The organism is uncultured Aquimarina sp. (genome assembly GCF_947492405.1).
Lineage (GTDB): Bacteria > Bacteroidota > Bacteroidia > Flavobacteriales > Flavobacteriaceae > Aquimarina.
The window spans coordinates 261,505-283,275 of sequence record NZ_CANLMP010000005.1 but is presented as its reverse complement, the minus strand read 5'-3'; the positions used below and the strand labels follow the sequence as shown (position 1 = coordinate 283,275).

General features: G+C 33.8%; 6 protein-coding genes. 5 read left to right on the top strand and 1 reads right to left on the bottom strand.

Annotated elements, in window-relative coordinates:
- The first annotated feature begins 24 nt into the window (after positions 1-24).
- The 4 genes from Q0829_RS18650 to Q0829_RS18635 all read left to right on the top strand — a co-directional run bounded on the left by Q0829_RS18650 (position 25) and on the right by Q0829_RS18635 (position 12,183).
- Positions 25-1,695, top strand: a complete 1,671-nt coding sequence (locus Q0829_RS18650; protein WP_298545955.1) for a tetratricopeptide repeat protein — start codon at positions 25-27, stop codon at positions 1,693-1,695.
- Between the two features lie 145 nt (positions 1,696-1,840).
- Positions 1,841-3,571, top strand: coding sequence for a hypothetical protein (locus Q0829_RS18645; RefSeq protein ID WP_298545953.1), 1,731 nt, complete (start codon positions 1,841-1,843; stop codon positions 3,569-3,571).
- A 668-nt stretch (positions 3,572-4,239) separates the two neighbouring features.
- Positions 4,240-4,494, top strand: a complete 255-nt coding sequence (locus tag Q0829_RS18640) for a hypothetical protein (RefSeq protein ID WP_298545951.1) — start codon at positions 4,240-4,242, stop codon at positions 4,492-4,494.
- Between the two features lie 93 nt (positions 4,495-4,587).
- A complete protein-coding gene (locus Q0829_RS18635) occupies positions 4,588-12,183 on the top strand; it encodes an immunoglobulin-like domain-containing protein (protein ID WP_298545949.1) in 7,596 nt (2,531 codons plus the stop codon).
- A 125-nt stretch (positions 12,184-12,308) separates the two neighbouring features.
- On the opposite strand, the gene Q0829_RS18630 is transcribed toward Q0829_RS18635, so the two are convergent.
- Positions 12,309-13,970: a tetratricopeptide repeat protein gene (locus Q0829_RS18630; protein ID WP_298545948.1), complete on the bottom strand. Its 1,662-nt coding sequence runs from the start codon at positions 13,968-13,970 to the stop codon at positions 12,309-12,311.
- Between the two features lie 208 nt (positions 13,971-14,178).
- Here Q0829_RS18630 and Q0829_RS18625 point away from each other — a divergent pair, with 208 nt between their 5' ends.
- A complete protein-coding gene (locus Q0829_RS18625) occupies positions 14,179-21,648 on the top strand; it encodes a LamG-like jellyroll fold domain-containing protein (RefSeq protein WP_298545947.1) in 7,470 nt (2,489 codons plus the stop codon).
- Positions 21,649-21,771 lie beyond the last annotated feature (123 nt).

Below are 21,771 nucleotides of genomic sequence, written 5' to 3'. Positions count from 1 at the left end.
CCTTTATGTATATTCGTTTTTAGAATGAAATTAGACAGGTTGTTTATTTATATAGTGTGTTTTGTTACCTGGGTTTCCTTGGCTCAGGAAAAAGATACTACGCTGGTTGCTCTTGAAAAAAAGTTACAAATAGCTACTACTGATTCTTTAAAGATCGAGGCATTGTTAAACCTGGGAGTATATCAATTACGAAGAGATTTTAATAAAGTCGAAAGCTATACCAATGAAATCCTTGATATTTTTGAAAAAGAAAATTTAAGGTATGATATAAACTTACAACGTGCTGAAGTTTTTCAGCAATTGGGAATTCTAAACCGTAAAAGATCCAAATATTCTAAGGCATTAAAACATTATCTGGATGCGAAAAAGATCTTTTTGGCATATGAAGATTCACTAAATCTATCTTCTAACTACCATAACATAGGAAATGTATATAAATATCAGGAAGAATACAGAAAATCGATCCATGTTTTTAAAAAGGCGATTGCTATTAATGAGAAATTAGATATTCCCAAAAAGATTGGAGATAATTATAATGCGCTAGGAAGCTCGTACAGAAGAATTAATAAAGTCGACTCAGCTGCCTATTATTATGAAAAGGCACATCGAAAATATAAGGAAGCTGGATATCAAGAAGGAGTATACAGAGTAATTTCTAATGAAGCACAAATTCTTAGTCGACAAAAGAAATATTCGGAAGCGTTATCATTACAACTCCAATATTTAGAGTTTGTAGAAAAAACAGGGATCAAAGAAGCCATCGCTACTGCGCATTATAACCTTGCCCAAACCTATAATTATTTAGAACAGTTCACTAAGGCGATATATCACGTTGATCGATCTATACTCATCGCAAAAAAAGAAAAAATAGGAAGACGGTTGGCAGTATCCTACAAAAGAAAAAGTCTTTCTTATTTTAAGATGAAACAATTCGAAGAAGCTTTAGAATACTATAGAAAATATGCTAAAGCTAACGATAGTGTGTTTAACCTGCAAAAAGCAAAGGAAATCAGGGAGATTGAACTTCAGTACGAATTTGAACAACAAAAGCTGAAAGATAGTATTCAATTTGTAGAAGAAAAGAAACGAATTTCTACAGAAGCCGAAAATCAAGAATTAAAGAAAAAATGGTATTTCACTCTTTTTTTGATCACACTAATACTAACCACCGGAATTATGTATTATGGAGTACAATATTTTAGGAAAGTAAGAAAGCAAAATCAACTTAGGCAAACAAAATTAACTTCGCAAATTGAAGAGTTACATACCGAAGTTTCTCTTAAAAAAGAGGAGGTAACTGATTTGATGAAAGAAACGTTGGTACATCTTCGAACAAAAGAAAAGTTAGCTAACGATCTTAGTAAACTGTCCGACCAGGAAGAAGGAATTTCTTTAAAAAGTATTATCGCAGAACTCAAAGCGGATAAATTGGAAGATGCTAAATTGATCTTACTTAAAAAAAATATTGAAACACTGAATTATGAATTTCTTAGAAATTTAAAAATCAAGCACCCCTCACTTACGAAGACAGATATAGAGATTTGCTCTTTTATTAAATTAGGATTATCTAGAAAAGAGATCTCTAATTTGCGAAAAACAAGCTTGGATGCTATTAAGTCTACTCGATATCGATTAAAAAGCAAATTAAACCTTACTTCAAAAGATTCATTAGATAAATACATTCGTTCGCTTTAAACTTTGTTTCTTCTTAATAAATTAGCAATTGTTTTTGAAATGTAAAATTTAGTAAAGAGAAAAAAACATTGTTATAGAGATGAAGTTTTCTTATATTAAGATAATTCATTTAATTTTAAAGGATCTTAATAGTCCCCTATAGCATATGCAGAAACTTATCTGTTTTTTTCTGATATTTTTTTCCTTGAATTCTTTTTCTCAAGAGATTGATTCGACATTAGTAAGAATAAAAGAAGCAATAAAAAAGTCGGATAACGATTCGATTAAAATAGTTAACTACTTAAGGTTAAATAAATATTATCATGTTCGTGATTTAAATAAAGCCGATTCTCTTTTGAGTGAGATTTTAGTAATGCTAGATACGGTTCAATATGATTCTAGAAAACATCGAGGTCAAATATTTAGTAGAAGAGGAATTATTTCACGGATAAGAAGTAATTATCCAGAATCATTGCGCAATTATAATAAAGCGAAAGATATTTACGAAGAAATAAAAGATACATCTAAATTAATAACGATTAACACTAATATCGGTAATTTATATGATTATCAATACGATTATGTAAATGGGGCTAAATATTTTAAAAAATCGATAGAGATAAATACGAAACCTTTTAAAAAACAATTGGGCGTTAGCTATAGATTGCTTGCAGGCAATTATAATTATAGAGATAAAAGGGACTCAGCTTTTTACTATTTAAAGAAAGCAAGAATGATTTTTAAAGATATCAACGCTGATATTGAATATTTCGCATCTAATATTCAGTTTATTAGATATTCTTTAGAAGATTTGAATGAAATGTATTCTTTAGAAAATTTGGATGGAAGATATAGCTTAGAAGCTATAAACGGGAACCATTCTTATGACGATTTGGTTAAAATAGCCAATGAGACCACGAGTTTTTTTAAGAAAGAGGGGCACAAACACTATTTAAGTGAAAGTTATTATGATTTGGCAAATATTCATTTTGAGTTTAAGAAGTATTTTTTAGCTAAAAAATATGCTGATACAACGATAAATTATGCTCATCAAATTGAGAAGAAACACTTAGAGTCGAAGACTTATGAACTAAGAAGTCAGATACATGAGAAATTAGGGAAGCTTGGTAATGCTTTAAGAGACTACAAGAAATACGAGAAAACTCAAAATGAAATTTATACAGATAAGAAGTCAAAAGAGATAAGAGAGATAGAGATTGCTAATGAGTTTGCAAAAAAGAAAATGAAGGATAGTATTCTCTTTGTTAAACAGAAGGAGATCTTGGTTTTGGAAAAAGATAAAGCTTTAGCTCAAAATAAATTTATTGGTTTATTAAGCTTTATCGGTTTGTTTATTACATTCTTTATCATAAGAGCTCTTAGAAAAAAATGGTTAAAAGAACGTAAGTTAGGAAAGCAGTTTGAAAGAAAATTAAAACAGAGTGATGAGAAAATTTCTGTTTTAAGTTCTGACAAAGAGAAATTAACAGAAGAAGTAAATGAGCTCTTAACCGAAACGGTAATACAATTGAACACCAAAGGAAAGTTAGCCGAAAATTTGGCCAAATTATCACAAGAAGAAGAAGGTGTTACACTTAAAGGTATTATTGCAGATTTAAAAGCAGATAAATTAGAAGACTCAAAAATATTAGTTCTTAAAAAGAACATTGAAACGCTGAATTATGATTTCTTAAAAAACTTAAAAAGCCTCCATGCTAATCTTACAAAAACGGATATCGAAATTTGTTCTTTTATAAAAATTGGTCTTTCAAGAAAAGAAATTTCTAATTTAAGAAATACAAGTCTTGATGCTATAAAATCAACCAGATTTAGACTAAAAAAGAAACTAAATCTGACCCAAAACGATTCTCTAGATGAGTATATTCGCTCACTTTAGACTAACATTTTATTGCATTAATTTTATTTCTAAAGTTTAATTAAGATTTGTAAAAATACTTTAAACCCTTTGTAAAACAAGGGGTTTTGATTTGTGCACCCTTTTTTGCACCCCTCAATTTCTTTCGTAATTCAAATTTCATTAGTTATTTAGCGGCATCAATCTTTTAATAACTATGTTTTATTTTTTTAAAGAATTTTCCCGGATTATAAAAGCAAAGAATGATAATGATAGAAGCATTCAGGAGATAATAGCTGCTAAAACGGAACTAGAAAATAAATTAAAAGTATTAGAAAGTATAGAAAAAGAGCTTAAACAAATAGAAAATAGATCATTATAAAACATACACCCAAATCCAAATCAACACATTACAAATGTGATATGCTGATAATAAACCTAAAAACCCCCCTTATGCCTATGAAGACAAATTTCATAAACAACAAAAAGAGGAATATTAATAGAATAAAAAGTACGTTTCAAGTCGTACTTAAAGATCAAAGTATTCTGTTTCTTACTACTTAACCGTTAGGAAGAACCTTCACATTATTTATCTATTAACATCTCAAGAATCATAGTTTTTTGAAAACTATGTGATACTGGATTCATCAAAATATAATTTGATGAAATGGGAAATTACTGTAAAAAATTAAAATCTAAAATTTTTAAAAATGTTTAAAACTATATTCTCCAAAAGAAAATCAAGGATCGTAAAGTATCAGTCTAAAACATTGAAAAACAAGTCTCAGGACGTTCAGTTGTTATTCGAGATTATATCAGAACAACAACAGATTATTAAAGAGCTATTTAAGCAAAGTAAAAAACAAGGATTTCAAAATAAATTATTAAAGTCACGAGCAAATTTTGATGCTTTTGATATAGAACAGCTTAAAGAACTATTTCTGGCGGATACCCATACTGCATAGATGATTAGTTATTAAAACACAATTTCAATTATAGAAATACCTACAATTTTACAAAGAATGAAAAAGGAAAAAAATAGATACAAATTGATACATATGAAAAGAAAACTACTTTTAATACTAACCTTATTGGTTACTTATGGTTATGCCCAAACAGAATGTCCTCTTGATGAAAGTAAATTTTCTGGGACTGTTACTATTTCGGGTATTGGCGCTAGTGAGACAAAAGCTAGTGATGCAACATCCAATCATAGATTTGGTGAACGTGTAGCTATTGATGGTAATATTGCGGCAGTAGCTTCGCGTAGCAATGGTGCGGCTGCAGGAAAAGTATATGTTTTTATAAATGACGGATCTGGAAATTGGTCACAACAAACTATTTTGACAGCGAGTGATGGATTTGCAGGAGATAATTTTGGATCTGCCGTAGCCATAGAAGGAAATTATTTGGTTGTAGGAGCTCGCTCTCAGTTAAATGTTGGAGGAGTAGATACAGGAGCAGCGTACTTATTTGAATATAATGGCGTGAGTACCTGGACAGAAGTAGCAGTTTTTGAACCTAGTGATGGCAGCTCAGGCGATCGTTTTGGGGAATCAGCTTCTATAGAAGGTAATTTAATCCTGATTGGAGCTAGAAATGGTTGTACTGGTGGTTGTGCCTATATTTATGAAAATGATGGTACCAATACCTTTACCTACACAGAAACAAAATTAGAGCCACAGGTGCAATCGAACTATGACGGTGCTCGATTTGGGTATGATGTTTTAGTAAATGATGGGCGCGCCTATGTTGGAGGACCACAAGATTATTCTTCTGTAGGTAATTTTGCAGCTGGATCCGTACAGATATGGGATCAAGAAAATGATGGTTCGTGGACTAGAACTCATAGATTACGAGGTACAGAAACTTCAGAATATTTTGGTAGTGGTATAAGTGTGCAAGGAGATTACTTAGCTATTGGTGCTTATAATTATGAAGTTTCTTCAACACCTGAAGCTGATCAAGGAAGAGTATATGTGTATAAGGTAGATGGTAATGGAGATTACTTAGATGCAAATAGGGTTATGATCCAAAATGATGATAAAGATAGTTATAACGATCAGCGTTTTGGTACCGATGTAGCTTTAGAAGATGGTTTTTTATATGTGGGAACTTTTGGAAATGGTGCTAGTAATACGGATGCAGTATATATGTTTAAAGATGATGGTACGAATAACTGGACACAAATAAGTAAAATAACTTCGGATGCTGGCTGGGATGAATTTTCCAATAGAGCTGTTGCGGTATCTTTTCCAACCTTGTTAATAGGTCAAAATGAAGGAGATAGCCCATCTAATTCGGGTTCTGTGTATTTTGTACAACTAAACAATGATGTACAACCAGTTGCTTCAGTTACAGAAACTATTGAAGCGAGTCCTTCACAAAGTAATGGAGCTATCAAGGTGATTTTTAGTGATGAAGCTACTGAAACCCAAATAAAATTTAGTGTCGATGGAGGAGCTACGTATCCTTATGTGTTTGATGATACATTAGGTAGCGGTGAGATCACCAATCTCGCAGCAAACACCTATGATGTGTGGGTTGCTTTTGATGAAACATCCTGTCCAATTAATCTAGGAAATGTTACGGTAAATGAAATTCGTTATACGGCTATTCCTGATGCTAATTTTGAAGCTGAATTGGAATCCTTAGGATATGATGATATTTCTGGAGATAATCAAGTACCTACTGCCTTAATAGAGGTAGTTACTAACTTAGATGTAAGCAATCAATCTATTGCAGACTTAACGGGTATTCAAGATTTTACAGCATTGGTATCTTTGAACTGTGAAGACAATTCACTTACAAACTTAGATGTTAGTAATAATATTAATCTTCAAACATTAATTTTTGATAATAATAATGTATCTGCTTTAACCTTAGGAGTAAATACAAATTTAGATAGTATCGAAGGAAGATATAATCAATTAACCACTATAGATTTAAGTCAGAATCCTAATTTAACATTTATAAACTTAAGAGATAATTTATTTACGACTGTAGATGTATCCAGTAACCCACTTTTAGAAACCATAAACCTAAGAGGTTGTACTAATTTAATAAGTATAGATATAAGTAGTAACCCTAATGCTAAGTTTTTATATTTTCAAGATACAGCTTTAATGGGGTTAGATGTCTCGCAGAATACATTGTTAGAAGTTATAGTTGTTGAAAGAGTTAATTTTAATGCTATAGATGTTTCTAATTTATCTGTATTGCGACAATTAAGAATTGCTGATAATAGTTTTACAGCCTTAGATGTATCTAACAATCCTTTATTAGAACGATTAGAGTGCGAAAATAACAATCTAAGCTATTTGAACATTAAAAATGGAAACAATACAATTATACCGAATGCAGATTTTATAGCTACAGGTAATCCATTATTAACGTGTATTTTAGTAGATAATGCTTCATGGAGTACAACGAATTGGACCAACAAAGATGGTACGGCTAGTTTTAGTGATGCAGACTATTGTCGTTATACAGCAATACCAGATGCTAACTTTGAAGCTGCTTTAGAGGCTTTAGGATATGATGATATTTCTGGAGACGGACAAGTTCCAACGGCTTTAATTGAAGGAGTAACTTCTTTGAATGTGAATAGTCAATCAATTTCAGATGTAACAGGAATCCAAGATTTTATAGCATTAACTTCACTAGTTTGTATTTCTAATAACTTAACTAGTATTGATCTATCAAGTAATACCCAGTTAACTGACTTAAATGTGTCGAGAAATGATCTTACGTCTATAGATATTTCTAACAATGTTTCTTTGAAAAGTTTTTTAGCTTTTGAAACGGATTTAAGCTCGATTGATTTTACGAATAACAGTTTATTAGAGAAGATTGATTTAAATCGAGTAGCTACATTAACAGCTATTGATGTAAGTAATCTTTCAAATCTAAAAAATTTAATACTTTACAGAACAGGTATTACCAGTATAGATGTATCCAATAATCCACAATTAGATGAGTTGAGACTGGATTATACAGATCTTACTAGTTTAGATGTATCCAATAATCTACTGCTTACGAATTTAAAAACGAATGCTTCTTTAATTACCTCTTTAGATTTAACCTTAAATGTTGGGTTAACACGTTTAGAAGCTTTTGATGGCGATCTTGAGCATTTAAATGTTAAAAACGGAAACAATACCAACATTACTTTTTTTGATATAAAAAATAATCCATCATTAGATTGTGTGTTGGTTGATGATGCTTCTTATAGTAATACAAACTGGATAAATATCGGTGCTACCACAAGTTTTACTGATACTAACTATTGTCGATATACATCGATTCTTGATGCTATTTTTGAAGCTAGATTAGAAGCATTAGGATATGATGATATTTCTGGTGATGGTCAAGTGCCTACTGCTTTAATTGAAGTGGTAACGAGTCTAAATGTAAATGATCTAGGCATCAACGATTTAACAGGTATCGATGATTTTACAGCATTAGTAACGTTGAACTGTAGAGGAAATAATTTGTCTACTTTGGATATTAGTCAAAATATCTTATTAGAGACATTAGCAGCAAATAACAACGATTTACCTTCTATCGATGTATCCAATAATACTGCGTTAAAAAGTATAAATCTAGGAGCTAATAATCTTACTACACTAGATATATCAAACAATACAGCTTTACAAATTTTGAGCTTACAAGTAAATAGTGGATTAACCAGTATAGATATTAGTAACAACGTTCTTTTAGAACAATTAAGAACCTACAGTACAAATATCGCTTCGTTAGATCTTAGTACGCATCCTAATCTAGAGATACTGCAAGCATACAACTCGGCACTTACTGCAATGGATGTATCCAACAATCCTGTTTTAGAAGAACTTCGTGTAAATGGTACTAGTGTTACGGAGTTGGATTTGAGTAACAATCCTAATATTAAAAGTTTACGTGTAAATGATACAGGTATCCAAACATTAGATTTAAGTAACCAAATTGCATTGCAAAACCTATTTGCATATGATACTAACCTAAGCTACTTAAATGTAAAAAATGGAAACAATACCAATGTAGGTACATTTAGAGTGGAAAGCAATCCAAATTTATCTTGTATTATAGTAGACGATGCTACATACAGTACCACAAATTGGTCGGATATTGACAATATAGCTAGTTTTACTGATGCGGATTACTGTAGATACACTGCGATTCCAGATCCAGTTTTTGAAGCAAGATTAGAAGCATTAGGGTATGATGATATTTCGGGAGATGGACAAGTACCAACAGCACTAATAGAAGGAGTAACCTATTTGTATGTTCCTGCTAATGGTGTGGCTGACTTAACGGGTATAGAAGATTTTTTAGCCCTTGAGAGATTGATTTGCTCTGGTAACAATCTATCAGCATTAGATCTTTCTACCAATACCCTGTTGGAAGAAGTTGATGTATCCAATAATGATATTACCTCAATTGATATTTCAAATTCTCCGGTATTAGAAGAATTAAACTTAAGAGAAAACAAACTTAATTCGATCGATGTAACAAACAACATTGCACTTTTAGATTTAGATTTATCAGGAAGTGACATTACAAATTTAGATATCTCTAATAATACATTATTAACGCATTTAAATGTGGATAATAATGATATGACTCTACTGGATGTATCCAATACTATTAATTTAAAAGTTTTAGAAATATCAGGTTTAAATATTACAACCTTAGATCTAAGTAACAATACGCTTTTAGAAGAACTGATTTGTTCATATACCACTTTAATACAATTAGATGTAAGTACTAATATCGCTTTGACTTATTTGGAGTGTGAAGAATCAAATCAATTAACTTCTTTGGACTTAAGTACATTACCATTGCTCGATGAGGTTATTTTAAATGACAATGCTTTATTGAATGCATTGAATATTAAAAATGGAAATAATACCAGTTTATCAACTTTTGATGCGACTGGTAACCCAAATTTAACATGTATTTTGGTAGATGATGCAGCTTATAGTACCACTAATTGGACTAGTATTGACCTAACCGCCAGTTTTAGTGATACTTATTGTAATTACACAGCGATTCCTGATGCCATTTTTGAAGCTGAATTAGAAGCCTTAGGATATGATGACATTTCGGGAGATGGTCAAGTTCCTACAGCTTTGATCGAAGTTGTTACCATACTTAATGTAAACAATAAAGGGATTACGGATCTAACAGGAATTGAGGACTTTGTAGCACTTACAAGTCTAACAGTTTCAGACAATAACTTAGGTACAATTGATGTAAGCAATAATATAAATTTAAAAACGCTGGATTGTCAGTTTGCAGGACTTTCTGCTCTGGATGTATCTTCTAACACTGTCTTAGAAAATTTATATGCTAACGGAAACTCAATTTCGAGTATAGATGTAACTAACAATGTTAATTTAGTACAATTAGGAATGTATGACAATGATCTTACCTTAATAGATGTAAGTAATAATATAGCACTTACTGTAATTGATCTTTTTGGAAATCAACTTACTGCGATTGATGTAAGCAATAACCTCTTATTAAGAAACCTCTTATTAGAGAGCAATAATTTAACAAGCTTGGATGTAAGTGCCAATACCGCTCTTAAAAACTTTACTTGTAACAGTAATGCATTAACATCACTTAATATTCAAAGTGGTGCAAATACCAATATCAATAGTTTTAATGTAACCAATAACCCGAATTTATATTGTGTATTGGTGGATGATCAGGCATATAGTATTACTAATTGGACCAATATTGATGTACAAACTAATTTTGCAACAGACTGTAGTGTTACGCCAATGATTACTTTAAATGGAGCAAACCCACAAACTATAGAATTAGGGGTTGGATATACGGAACTAGGAGCAACCGCAGATGATGGATCTTCGGTGAGTATTGATATTTCAGAATTTATGGATGCTGTAGGAAGTTATACGATTTATTATGATGCTACCAATGCTTTAGGTAATGCTGCAGTTCAGTTAACCCGTACTGTAAATGTAGTGGATACCACAGCACCAGTAATTACTTTGATAGGAGATAATCCACAAACCATAGAATTAGGAGCTGGATATTCAGAATTGGGAGCAACAACAGATGATGGTACTGAGATAACTATAGATGCTTCAGAATTTATGGATGCAGTAGGAAGTTATACTATTTATTATGACGCTACAGATGCTGCTAGTAATGCTGCAGTTCAGTTAACCCGTACTGTAAATGTAGTGGATACCACAGCACCAGTAATTACTTTGATAGGAGATAATCCACAAACCATAGAATTAGGAGCTGGATATTCAGAATTGGGAGCAACAACAGATGATGGTACTGAGATAACTATAGATGCTTCAGAATTTATGGATGCAGTAGGAAGTTATACTATTTATTATGACGCTACAGATGCTGCTAGTAATGCTGCAGTTCAAATAACACGTACTATAAATGTAGTGGATACCACAGCTCCAATAATTACGTTAAATGGAGCGAATCCACAAACTATAGAATTAGGAGCTGGATATATGGAATTAGGAGCAACCACAGATGATGGATCTTCGATAAGTATCGATGCTTCAGAATTTATGAATGCGGTAGGAAGTTATACGATTCGATACAATGCTATTGATGCATCGAGTAATGTTGCAGTAGAGGTTACTCGTACTGTAAATGTAGTAGATACCACAGCTCCAATAATTATGTTAAATGGAGCAAATCCACAAACTATAGAATTAGGAGCTGGATATACTGAGTTAGGAGCGACTACGGATGATGGATCTTCAGTGAGTATTGATACTTCAGAATTTATGGATGTAGTAGGAAGTTATACTATTTATTATGACGCTACAGATGTTGCTGGTAATGCTGCAGTTCAGGTAACTCGTACGGTTAATGTGGTCGATACTACCAACCCAACAGTTGTATGTCAAAATATTACCGTGCAGTTAGATGATTCTGGAAATGTAAGTATTACTGCTGCGATGATTGATAACGGTTCTGCCGATATTTCAGGGATCACATCACTTACATTAGATATTACAGATTTTGATTGTGCTACTATTGGAGATAATGTAGTTGTCTTAACCGTTACAGATACTAATGGAAATAGTGATATGTGTATGGCTACAGTTACAATTGAAGATAGGATAGATCCAGAGTTTGATATGGCTACTGTGCCAACGGATATGAATGTTACTTTCGATACAGGAGATATGTATACATTGGCAGATTTTACAAGTGGAGTAGTAGTTACAGATAATTGTGATACCAATAGAAGTGGATTCGCTACAACGATTACTCAAACTCCTGCAGCAGGTACTTTATTAGGGGCTGGTGATCATGTGATTATCCTTACGGCTACAGATGATAATGCAAATGAACAAACTACAACTTTTACCATTACGGTTACTGATGATATTTTAAGTGTTGGGGAAAACACAGGCGAGGTATTTACACTCTATCCTAACCCAGCGAAACAACAGTTTCAGGTTTCAGGATTCTCAGGAGAAGCAGTTTTATCCATCTATGATGTTCATGGACGTAGTTTACTTATAGAAAAGGTAGATGCTGGTCAATCTATATCTATTCAGGAGTTACCAAATGGGGCATACTTTGTGAAAATCGCTATAGGAAACACCTATGAGACGATTAGATTAATAAAAAATGAATAGATAGAACTCTTTATTTTTTGCAAAAGGTCAGTGCTACGAAGTTAAGGGGTCGTAGATACATGAGGTTGCAAGATAAAACCACTCAAGAAATTGAGTGGTTTTTTAAATATGGATAAAGAATTTTATTATACCAATTCCATAATGGCTTGCTCCAGTTCTTGTTCTCGATGTAACCCCATTTTCTTTCGAATACGGTGTCTGGAGGCTTTAATAGATCCCATGGTGACATTACGAATAACCATAATTTCTTTAAGACTCAGATTCATGCGCATCAAAGCACATATTTCCCTTTCAGACTTGGTAAGATCAGGATATAATTCTCTGAGTTTTTGGTTAAATACCTCATCTAGCTGCTCAATATTATCGCCAATAGAATCAAATTTACTTTCTGTACTAATCTGTGCATTAAGATCACTAATCAAAGACTGAAAATCCGAAACATCGACCGCATCTGCGTGTTGTTTTACTTTTTTAAGCTTAGAAAGGAACTCTTGCTTAAACTGCAACCGCATTTTATTATCTGCTACCAACTGCTTAGCCTGATATGTAGTGTGTTTTAATTTCTCATCCAATAACTCTTTCTCAAGCTGCTCTTTTTTGAAACGTTCTTTATTCAGTTTTCTTCGATTGTTTACAAAGATCAATAAGGCGATAATTCCTGCCGAGACTAAAAGCAACAAAGTAATATAAAGTCGATTCGTGGCTTGTTGCGCTTCATTTTTTAATTTGAGTTCACTTTTCTCGTTTGCAAATTGTAGGCTATCTGCTAGTTTTTCCTTCTGAAATTGATAATTCAATTCCAGTGCAGTGATCTTTTTAGCATTTTTGACATTAAAAATCGAATCGTAGTAATATTTGTGAGTTTTGTAAAAGCCAAGTGCATTTTTATAATTACCCATCTGCTCATAAATATGACTTCGTAATTGATAAATAATAGGAAATTTAGAGGTGTTACCTTGTTTTTTAACATAATCCAGCGCTTCATCCATATAGGACAGAGCTTCCTGATATTTTCCTAAATCCGAATGAATTTTGGCAAGGTGCATTAATGTATTAGAAAGGAAGTTATAATCTTTTGTTGATTTAAAAATATCAACAGTTTCTTCATATAAAGCAATAGCTTTTTCATACTTGCCTGAGGTATAATAGATAGTTGCTATATTATCATTGGACTTTGCTTTATCTTTAAGTGTTGGGGCATAATTTTTAGATAATTGATAGTAATGCATAGCAGAATCATTCTGCTTGGTATAATAATATATGACTCCCAGCATATTATAGGTGCGGGCTAATTGAGAACTATCTACATGTCGTTCCTGTATAGCTATAGATTTTAAAAAATAATTTTTTGACTTGTCATATTCTTTTTGATATCTAAAGATCATAGCGATGCTATGATAACTCTTGGCAATTTCAAAAGAATTTTGCAATTTTTCCCTGATTTTTAAAGCCTGTAGCCTGAAATCCAGAGAGTTTTTATAATTGGTTTGTCTGGATTCATATTTTCCCAATACATCCAAAATTCGTGCTTTTTGTTTTAAAAAGTGAGCAGAAGGATTCGCTATGCTATCAATAAGTTGTAGGGTTTCGTTCATCAAATCCCTTCCTTGATCTATGCTATATTGCTCGACCACTTTGGTAAGTTCGAAAAGGTATTGAACTTTTAGAGAATCATTAGCTGCATCGTTGACCTTTTGTCTTAATTCAATTTCCAGACTGTCCTGTTGCTCTTGACTTAATATGATAAGGGAAGAGAGTAAAAAAAAGATTAGGAAAAAGGCTTTCATGATAGGTAAGGGGATTTATATATGTATTACAAATATAACGATATACGAAGAGAAATAGAGTGATTTCGGGATATCTATTTTCTTTGAAAACCCTTGTGAATAAAGAGATGAAACTTTTTGTAACCATAAAAAAAGCATAAATGCGAAAACAGAGTTGTACCATTGTGCTTTATTTCGTTAACAAAAATTTAACCTAAATAAACCCCTTATGAAAAAACTACTACTCTTATTTTCCGTGGTGTTTTATGCGATAGGATTCACCTCTTATGAATTAGCTGCCAAGACACCCGTTAAACCCTCCTCAGCATTATTTACACCACAGATTAGTATTGCTGGTCCTGATATGATGACAGTGATTGCCAATGGCGATACGACTCCTGACATGCTAGATGGGACATTGTATTTTGAAATAGGAACAGGTAACTCTCTAATGACACCTTTTAGCATCCAAAACAGTGGTACCAGTGATTTAAATATTTCGGATATCACAATTACCGGAACCAATGCTTCAGATTTTGTGCTCAATGATATGTGGCCAACCACAGTGTTAGCTGGGTCAACAGAGTCCTTTGAAGTAAGTTTTGCACCGCAATCTGCTGGAGTAAAAAACGCAATAGTAACCATCACCAGTGATGATCCTAATAATGGGACTTATACATTTGCCATACAAGGAACCGCTTTTGAAGGTGCTACAGGATTACATTTTGATGGTGTGGATGATAATATCACTTTTAATAGTGGTAATTATAGCCTGAACGACAATTTTACAATCGAGTTTTGGATGAACCCCGAGATTTCAGGAACAGACGAACATTTTATACTGGATAATACAAGTGGTAGTTCAGGGTATAGTTTGCGTATCGATATAACGCAGCAATTAAATTTTACTTTTTTTACTGCTAGTGGTGTTAAAAATTTAAGTACATCAACTATCGTAAACAATCAATGGCAACATGTCGCCATTGTTTATAATGATTCTGGTTATTCAATTTTTATTGATGGTATGCTGGATAATTCATTAGCTCTTTCTGAAGCTATTGTAGATAGTAGTAATAATCTCACTATGGGAAGTGCTTTTGGTGGTGGAGAATATTATGCAGGTGCTATAGATGAATTACGAGTGTGGGATGTAGCATTGTCTAGTTGTAGAATTTCAGATCAATCTAGTTGTCAACTAACGGGAAGTGAAAGCGATCTGTTGGCTTATTATAATTTTAATAGTGGAGAAGTTAATGGAAATAACTTTCCGATATACAGTATACTAGATCCCAATCATACAATTACTTCTGGTATTCCTCCACAAGGAACGTTGAACAATTTTGGGTTAACAGGTACTACTTCTAACTGGATAGACACTACTGCGAATGGAATTTTAGGAACATGTAATACATATTCAGAAGCTATCATTGGGATTGCTTCAAATAGTAACGCTATCAATAATGGGGACACTACAGTAAGTTCAAGTAATAAAACCTCTTTTGGAAATGTAGAATTTGGCCAGGCAGAACCTGCTGATTATACGATTAGTAATAGAGGTAGCGCTACACTAAATATTTCTAATATTATCATCGATGGAGCATCTGATTTTACCATTATAGAATCACCAACAACAGTAGCTGCAGGAGCTTCAGAAAATTTACGTATCCTTTTTACACCAGCTTCTATTGGAACCAAAAATGCCACAGTACGTATCTTAAATGATGACTGTGATGATGCTACTTTTGAGTTTGCTATAGAAGGAACTGGTTTTACACCTGCCACCGGACTGAGTTTTGATGGAACAGATGATCATATTAGTGTTAATCATAATAGTTCATTCAACACAAACACATTTACAATAGAGACATACTTTAAAACATCGTCTTCTTCAGCTGGACAGTCGATTATTGCAAAATATGATGCAACAGGGATTAATGGGTTTTCAATGAATTTAAATAATTCAGGGAGGTTATTATTTGAGTATGCAGTACCAAATAGTGAAACAACTAGTTTATCTAATGCTTCTGGATTGAATGATGATAACTGGCACCATGTTGCTTTAGCATTTGGAAATGGAAAGGTAACATTTTATATCGATGGTGTGTTAGATAATGAAATTACGTTTAGTAATATTCCAGAAACTCCAACAAATACAGAATCACTTTACATAGGGTATTCTGAATTTAATAACGTTTATTTTAATGGAGAAATAGATGAAGTGCGTTATTGGTCTAGAACACTATGTTTAGATGAAATTAATGCACAACGTGGTTGTGAATTAGCAGGAAATGAATCAGGGTTAGTAGTGTATTACAATCTAAATCAAGGTAAGGTTAATACTAGCAATGTGACTGAAACTACTGCTAATGATGAAACATCAAACAATTTAGATGGTACATTAACCAATTTTAATTTAACAGGTAGTACTTCTAACTGGATAGATACTACTGCAAATGGTATTTCCGGAAACTGCTCAGTTGCTTTTCCGGAAATTAATGTACAAGGAAATGGTAACGATATTCTTAATGGTGATGCAACTCCTGATTCTAGTGATAATACCGATGCAGGAAACGTTTTGGTTGGTAATTCTGCCGAGATGAACTTTTTTGTGCGTAACACGGATGGTTCTGGTGCTTTACATATAGATGGTGTTATACTTACGGGCGATACTGATGATTTTACCATTACGCAAAATCCTAGTAATAACGGAATACCAGCAACTGAATCTGCTTCATTAAAGATCAATTTTACACCAACATCTGGTGGTACAAAAACGGCTACGGTAATTATTAGTAGTGATGATTGTGATGAACCTGAATATACTTTTACCATACAGGGAACAGGAATCCCTCTTGGTACTGGTTTAGATTTTGACGGTGCTAATGATTTAGTAACAATTTCACACAATGCTTCTCAGAATAATTTGAATTTCTCCGTAGATTTTTGGATCAAAACTACTGATGGATTAGGAGGAGTCATCAATAAGTTTACCCCAGATGGAAACAGTGGATGGCGTATTAACCTGGATGGAGGAAGAATTGAGTTCTATTATTATGCGAGTGCTTCCAATTATGTTACAAGGTTATTGAGCCCTGCAACTTCGGTCAATGATGGTAACTGGCATCACGTAGCGGTTACGCTCAACTCTGGAAACGCAAGATGTTATATCGATGGAGTATTAGCAAGATCAACCGGATGGAACGGAACTGCTACAGCTACCACGACCACAGCAGATATACAACTAGGATATGCAGCAGCAGATGCTCCTAGTGGTGATACAGGAGGATATTTTGATGGGCAGTTAGACGAGCTACGTATCTGGACTAAAACATTGAGTGAATTCGAAGTTGGTCAATTAAATGGATGTACAACAGATATGTCACAAACCAGTTTAGTGGTTAGTTATGATTTTAACGAAGGTATTGCAGCTGCTGATAATAGCGGGCTAACAACATTAGCAGATGGTTCAGGAAACAACTACAACGGAACACTTACTAACTTTGCTTTAACCGGAGCTACCAGTAACTGGATTGATGCAGCTGACAACAATGTTTCAGGTAGTTGTGATTGCGTTGTTACAGGTGGCGTTACATTGACTACGCAAGCCGAAGTAGACAATTTTGTAACGGCAACTCTCGGATCTTGTGGAATTATCGAAGGAGATGTAACGATTAACGGAACTATTACAGATGTATCTGGATTCTCCAATCTTCATACTATTTCAGGAGATTTGCACCTGGAAGGGAACATTGTAGATGATCTTTCTGGATTTAATTCACTAACCACCATTGGAGGAAATTTCACTTTAAAAGATATGACCAATACGACTTCTATAAGCGATTTTTCTAATATTACAAGTCTTGGAGGAAATTTTGAAGTTAACAATCTCGATCAATTAACAGAAATTTCAATTTTTGATCAAATAGCTGCTATTTCAAGTATAACGATTACCGGTAATTCAATGTTATCGACAATTACTTTTGATGAATTGCAAACGATGAGCTCAAGTTTTGTCATAACATTTAATGGGGCACTAGGCACTATTTCAGTTCCAAAATTAACTGATGTAAATGGTGAATTTAGAATGAATAATAATAGCGCTGCAATGATGAGTCTTAGTTTACCCCTTCTTGAAAGCACAGGGAATTTCAGAATTAATGATATGAATGGTCTACAATCCATAAATGCTCCAGAATTACTAACGGTTACAGGTAGTTTTAATGTTGGTAGTTGTGCTGCTTTAACTACCCTTACGATTCCAAAACTAACAAGTATAGATAATAATACTTCCATTGACAATTGTACACAACTTACTACAATAAATACAACGTCCTTATCAACGGTTAGTGGTGATTTTAGTATGGATGATTTGGCAATAAGTAGTTTGAGTTTCCTTCAAAATGTAACAAGTATTGGTGGTGGACTTTTAATAAGAGATATGGTTAATTTGAGTACTCTTCAAGGACTTGATGAACTAACAACTTTAGGAAGTTTTAGTGTAAACGATTGTGATTTATTAACTAGTCTAGAAGGATTCCCAAAATTAGGGATTACTTCTATAAACTTATTAAACATTGCTGAAAATGAATTGATCACAACATTCGATAATTCTTTCTTAGAATCATTAACTTCTATTGTTACTTTAGGAATTAGTTTTAATGGGAATCTGGTAGAAATTGATGCCTTACAAAATGTAGTTTCTCTCACAGGAGGAAGTGATTCAACCATTAGAAATAATAATAGTTTACAAAGTATCAATCTCTATGCACTAAGAAATGTAAATTCTAATTTGATTATTCAGAATCAAGAGCTAGGTATTTCCAATCTATGTGGTTTGTATAATTACGTTACGGTCGGAGATGGTAATACAACCTTATCCTTTGTAGGTGCTAATTCAGCGGATTGGGACAGTGTACAAGACATTATTGATAATTGCGAAACTCCTGTTATTACCTTAATTGGTGATAATCCACAGACCATAGAATTAGGAGCTGGATATTCAGAATTAGGAGCAAGTACTAGTGATGGTAGTTCTGTAGTAATCGATTCCAGCGAATTCGTGGATGCCATAGGAAGTTATACAATTACTTATAATGCAGTTGGTATTTCAGGAAATAATGCTATTGAAGTTACTCGTACAGTAAATGTAGTAGATACCACAGCACCAGTAATTACTTTGGAAGGAGATAATCCACAAGCCATTGAATTGAGAGCCGGATATACTGAGTTAGGTTCAACCACAGATGATGGATCTTCGGTGAGTATTGATACTTCAGAATTCATGGATGCAGTAGGAAGTTATACGATCTATTATGACGCTACAGATGCTGCTGGTAATGACGCAGTTCAAGTGACTCGTACGGTGAATGTAGTAGATACCACTGCGCCAGTAATTACTTTGGATGGAGCAAATCCACAGACTATAGAATTAGGAGCTGGATATACTGAGTTAGGAGCAATCACAGATGATGGTACTTCAGTAAGTATTGATACTTCAGAATTCATGGATGTAGTAGGTAGTTATACCATCTATTATAATGCTACAGATACTGCTGGTAATGACGCAATTCAAGTGACTCGTACGGTGAATGTAGTAGATACCACTGCGCCGGTGATTACTTTGGAAGGAGCAAATCCGCAGACTATAGAATTAGGAGCTGGATATACTGAGTTAGGAGCAATCACAGATGATGGTACTTCAGTAAGTATTGATACTTCAGAATTTATGGATGTAGTAGGTAGCTATACGATCTATTATGATGCTACAGATGCTGCTGGTAATAACGCAGTTCAAGTGACTCGTACAGTAAATGTAGTAGATACCACAGCGCCAGTAATTACTTTGGATGGAGCAAATCCACAGACTATAGAATTAGGAGCTGGATATACTGAGTTAGGAGCAATCACAGATGATGGTACTTCAGTAAATATTGATACTTCAGAATTCATGGATACAGTAGGTAGCTATACGATCTATTATGACGCTACAGATGCTGCTGGTAATGCAGCAGTTCAAGTGACTCGTACGGTGAATGTAGTAGATACCACAGCACCAGTAATTACTTTGGATGGAGCAAATCCACAGACTATAGAATTAGGAGCTGGATATACTGAGTTAGGAGCAACAACAGATGATGGTACTTCAGTGAGTATTGATACTTCAGAATTTATGGATGTGGTAGGAAGTTATACGATCTATTATGACGCTATTGATGCTTCCGGTAATGCTGCTGTTCAGGTGACTCGTACAGTAAATGTAGAAGATACCACAGCGCCAGTAATTACTTTGGATGGAGCAAATCCACAGACTATAGCATTGGGAGTTGGATATACTGAGTTAGGAGCAATCACAGATGATGGTACTTCAGTAAGTATTGATACTTCAGAATTCATAGATGCAATAGGTAATTATACCATCTATTATGATGCTACAGATGCTTCTGGTAATGCAGCAGTTCAAGTGACTCGTACAGTAAATGTAGTAGATACCACAGCGCCAGTAATTACTTTGGATGGAGCAAATCCACAGACTATAGAATTAGGAGCTGGATATACTGAGTTAGGAGCAATCACAGATGATGGTACTTCAGTGAGTATTGATACTTCAGAATTTATGGATGTGGTAGGAAGTTATACGATCTATTATGACGCTACTGATGCTTCCGATAATGCTGCTGTTCAGGTGACTCGTACAGTAAATGTAGAAGATACCACAGCACCAGTAATTACTTTGGATGGAGCAAATCCGCAGACTATAGCATTGGGAGCTGGATATACCGAGTTTGGAGCAACTACAGATGATGGTACTTCAGTAAGTATTGATACTTCAGAATTTATGGATGCAATAGGCAGTTATACCATTTATTATAATGCCACAGATGTTTCAGGGAATGCTGCAGTTCAGGTGACTCGTACGGTTAATGTAGTAGATACCACAAATCCAATAGCAGTGTGTCAGAATATTACAGTACAATTGGATGCTACAGGTAATGTAAGTATTGCTGCAGCCATGATTGATAACGGTTCTTCTGATCTTTCAGGCATGGTATCGCTTGCTTTAGATATTACAGATTTTGATTGTACCAATATTGGAGATAATATGGTTGTGCTTATGGTTACAGATACTGATGGAAATAGTGATATGTGTATGGCTACCGTTACGGTGGAAGATACCATAGCTCCAGAGTTTGATATGACTACCGTGCCTACGGATATGGAAGTACCTTTTGATACGGGTGATATGTATACCCTTGCAGATTTTACAAATGGAGTGGTCGTTACGGATAATTGTGATACGAATAGAGCTGCTTTGGCTACTACGATTACTCAAACTCCTACAGCAGGTACTTTATTAGGGGCTGGTGATCATGTGATTATCCTTACGGCTACAGATGATCATGCAAATGAACAAACTACAACTTTTACCATAACGGTTATTGATGATATTTTAAGTGTCGGGGAAAACAAAGAAGAGGTATTTACACTCTATCCTAATCCAGCGAAACAACAGTTTCAGGTTTCAGGATTCTCAGGAGAAGCAGTTTTATCCATCTATGATGTTCATGGACGTAGTTTACTTATAGAAAAGGTAGATGCTGGTCAATCTATATCTATTCAGGAGTTACCAAATGGAGTATATTTTGTAAAGATTGCTATAGGAACCACCTATAAAACCATTCAATTGATGAAAAACGAATAGATAGAACTCTTTATTTTTTGCAAGAAAATCAGTGCTACGAAGTTAAGGGGTCGTAGATGAGATTGCAAGATAAAACCACTCAAAAAATTGAGTGGTTTTTATGCTTATATATGGTTATGTATT

Coding starts and splice junctions, on each gene's coding strand:
- Q0829_RS18650 (WP_298545955.1), top strand. CDS start 25: ATGAAATTAGACAGGTTGTTTATTTATATAGTGTGTTTTGTTACCTGG.
- Q0829_RS18630 (WP_298545948.1), bottom strand. CDS start 13,970: ATGAAAGCCTTTTTCCTAATCTTTTTTTTACTCTCTTCCCTTATCATA.
- Q0829_RS18645 (WP_298545953.1), top strand. CDS start 1,841: ATGCAGAAACTTATCTGTTTTTTTCTGATATTTTTTTCCTTGAATTCT.
- Q0829_RS18635 (WP_298545949.1), top strand. CDS start 4,588: ATGAAAAGAAAACTACTTTTAATACTAACCTTATTGGTTACTTATGGT.
- Q0829_RS18625 (WP_298545947.1), top strand. CDS start 14,179: ATGAAAAAACTACTACTCTTATTTTCCGTGGTGTTTTATGCGATAGGA.
- Q0829_RS18640 (WP_298545951.1), top strand. CDS start 4,240: ATGTTTAAAACTATATTCTCCAAAAGAAAATCAAGGATCGTAAAGTAT.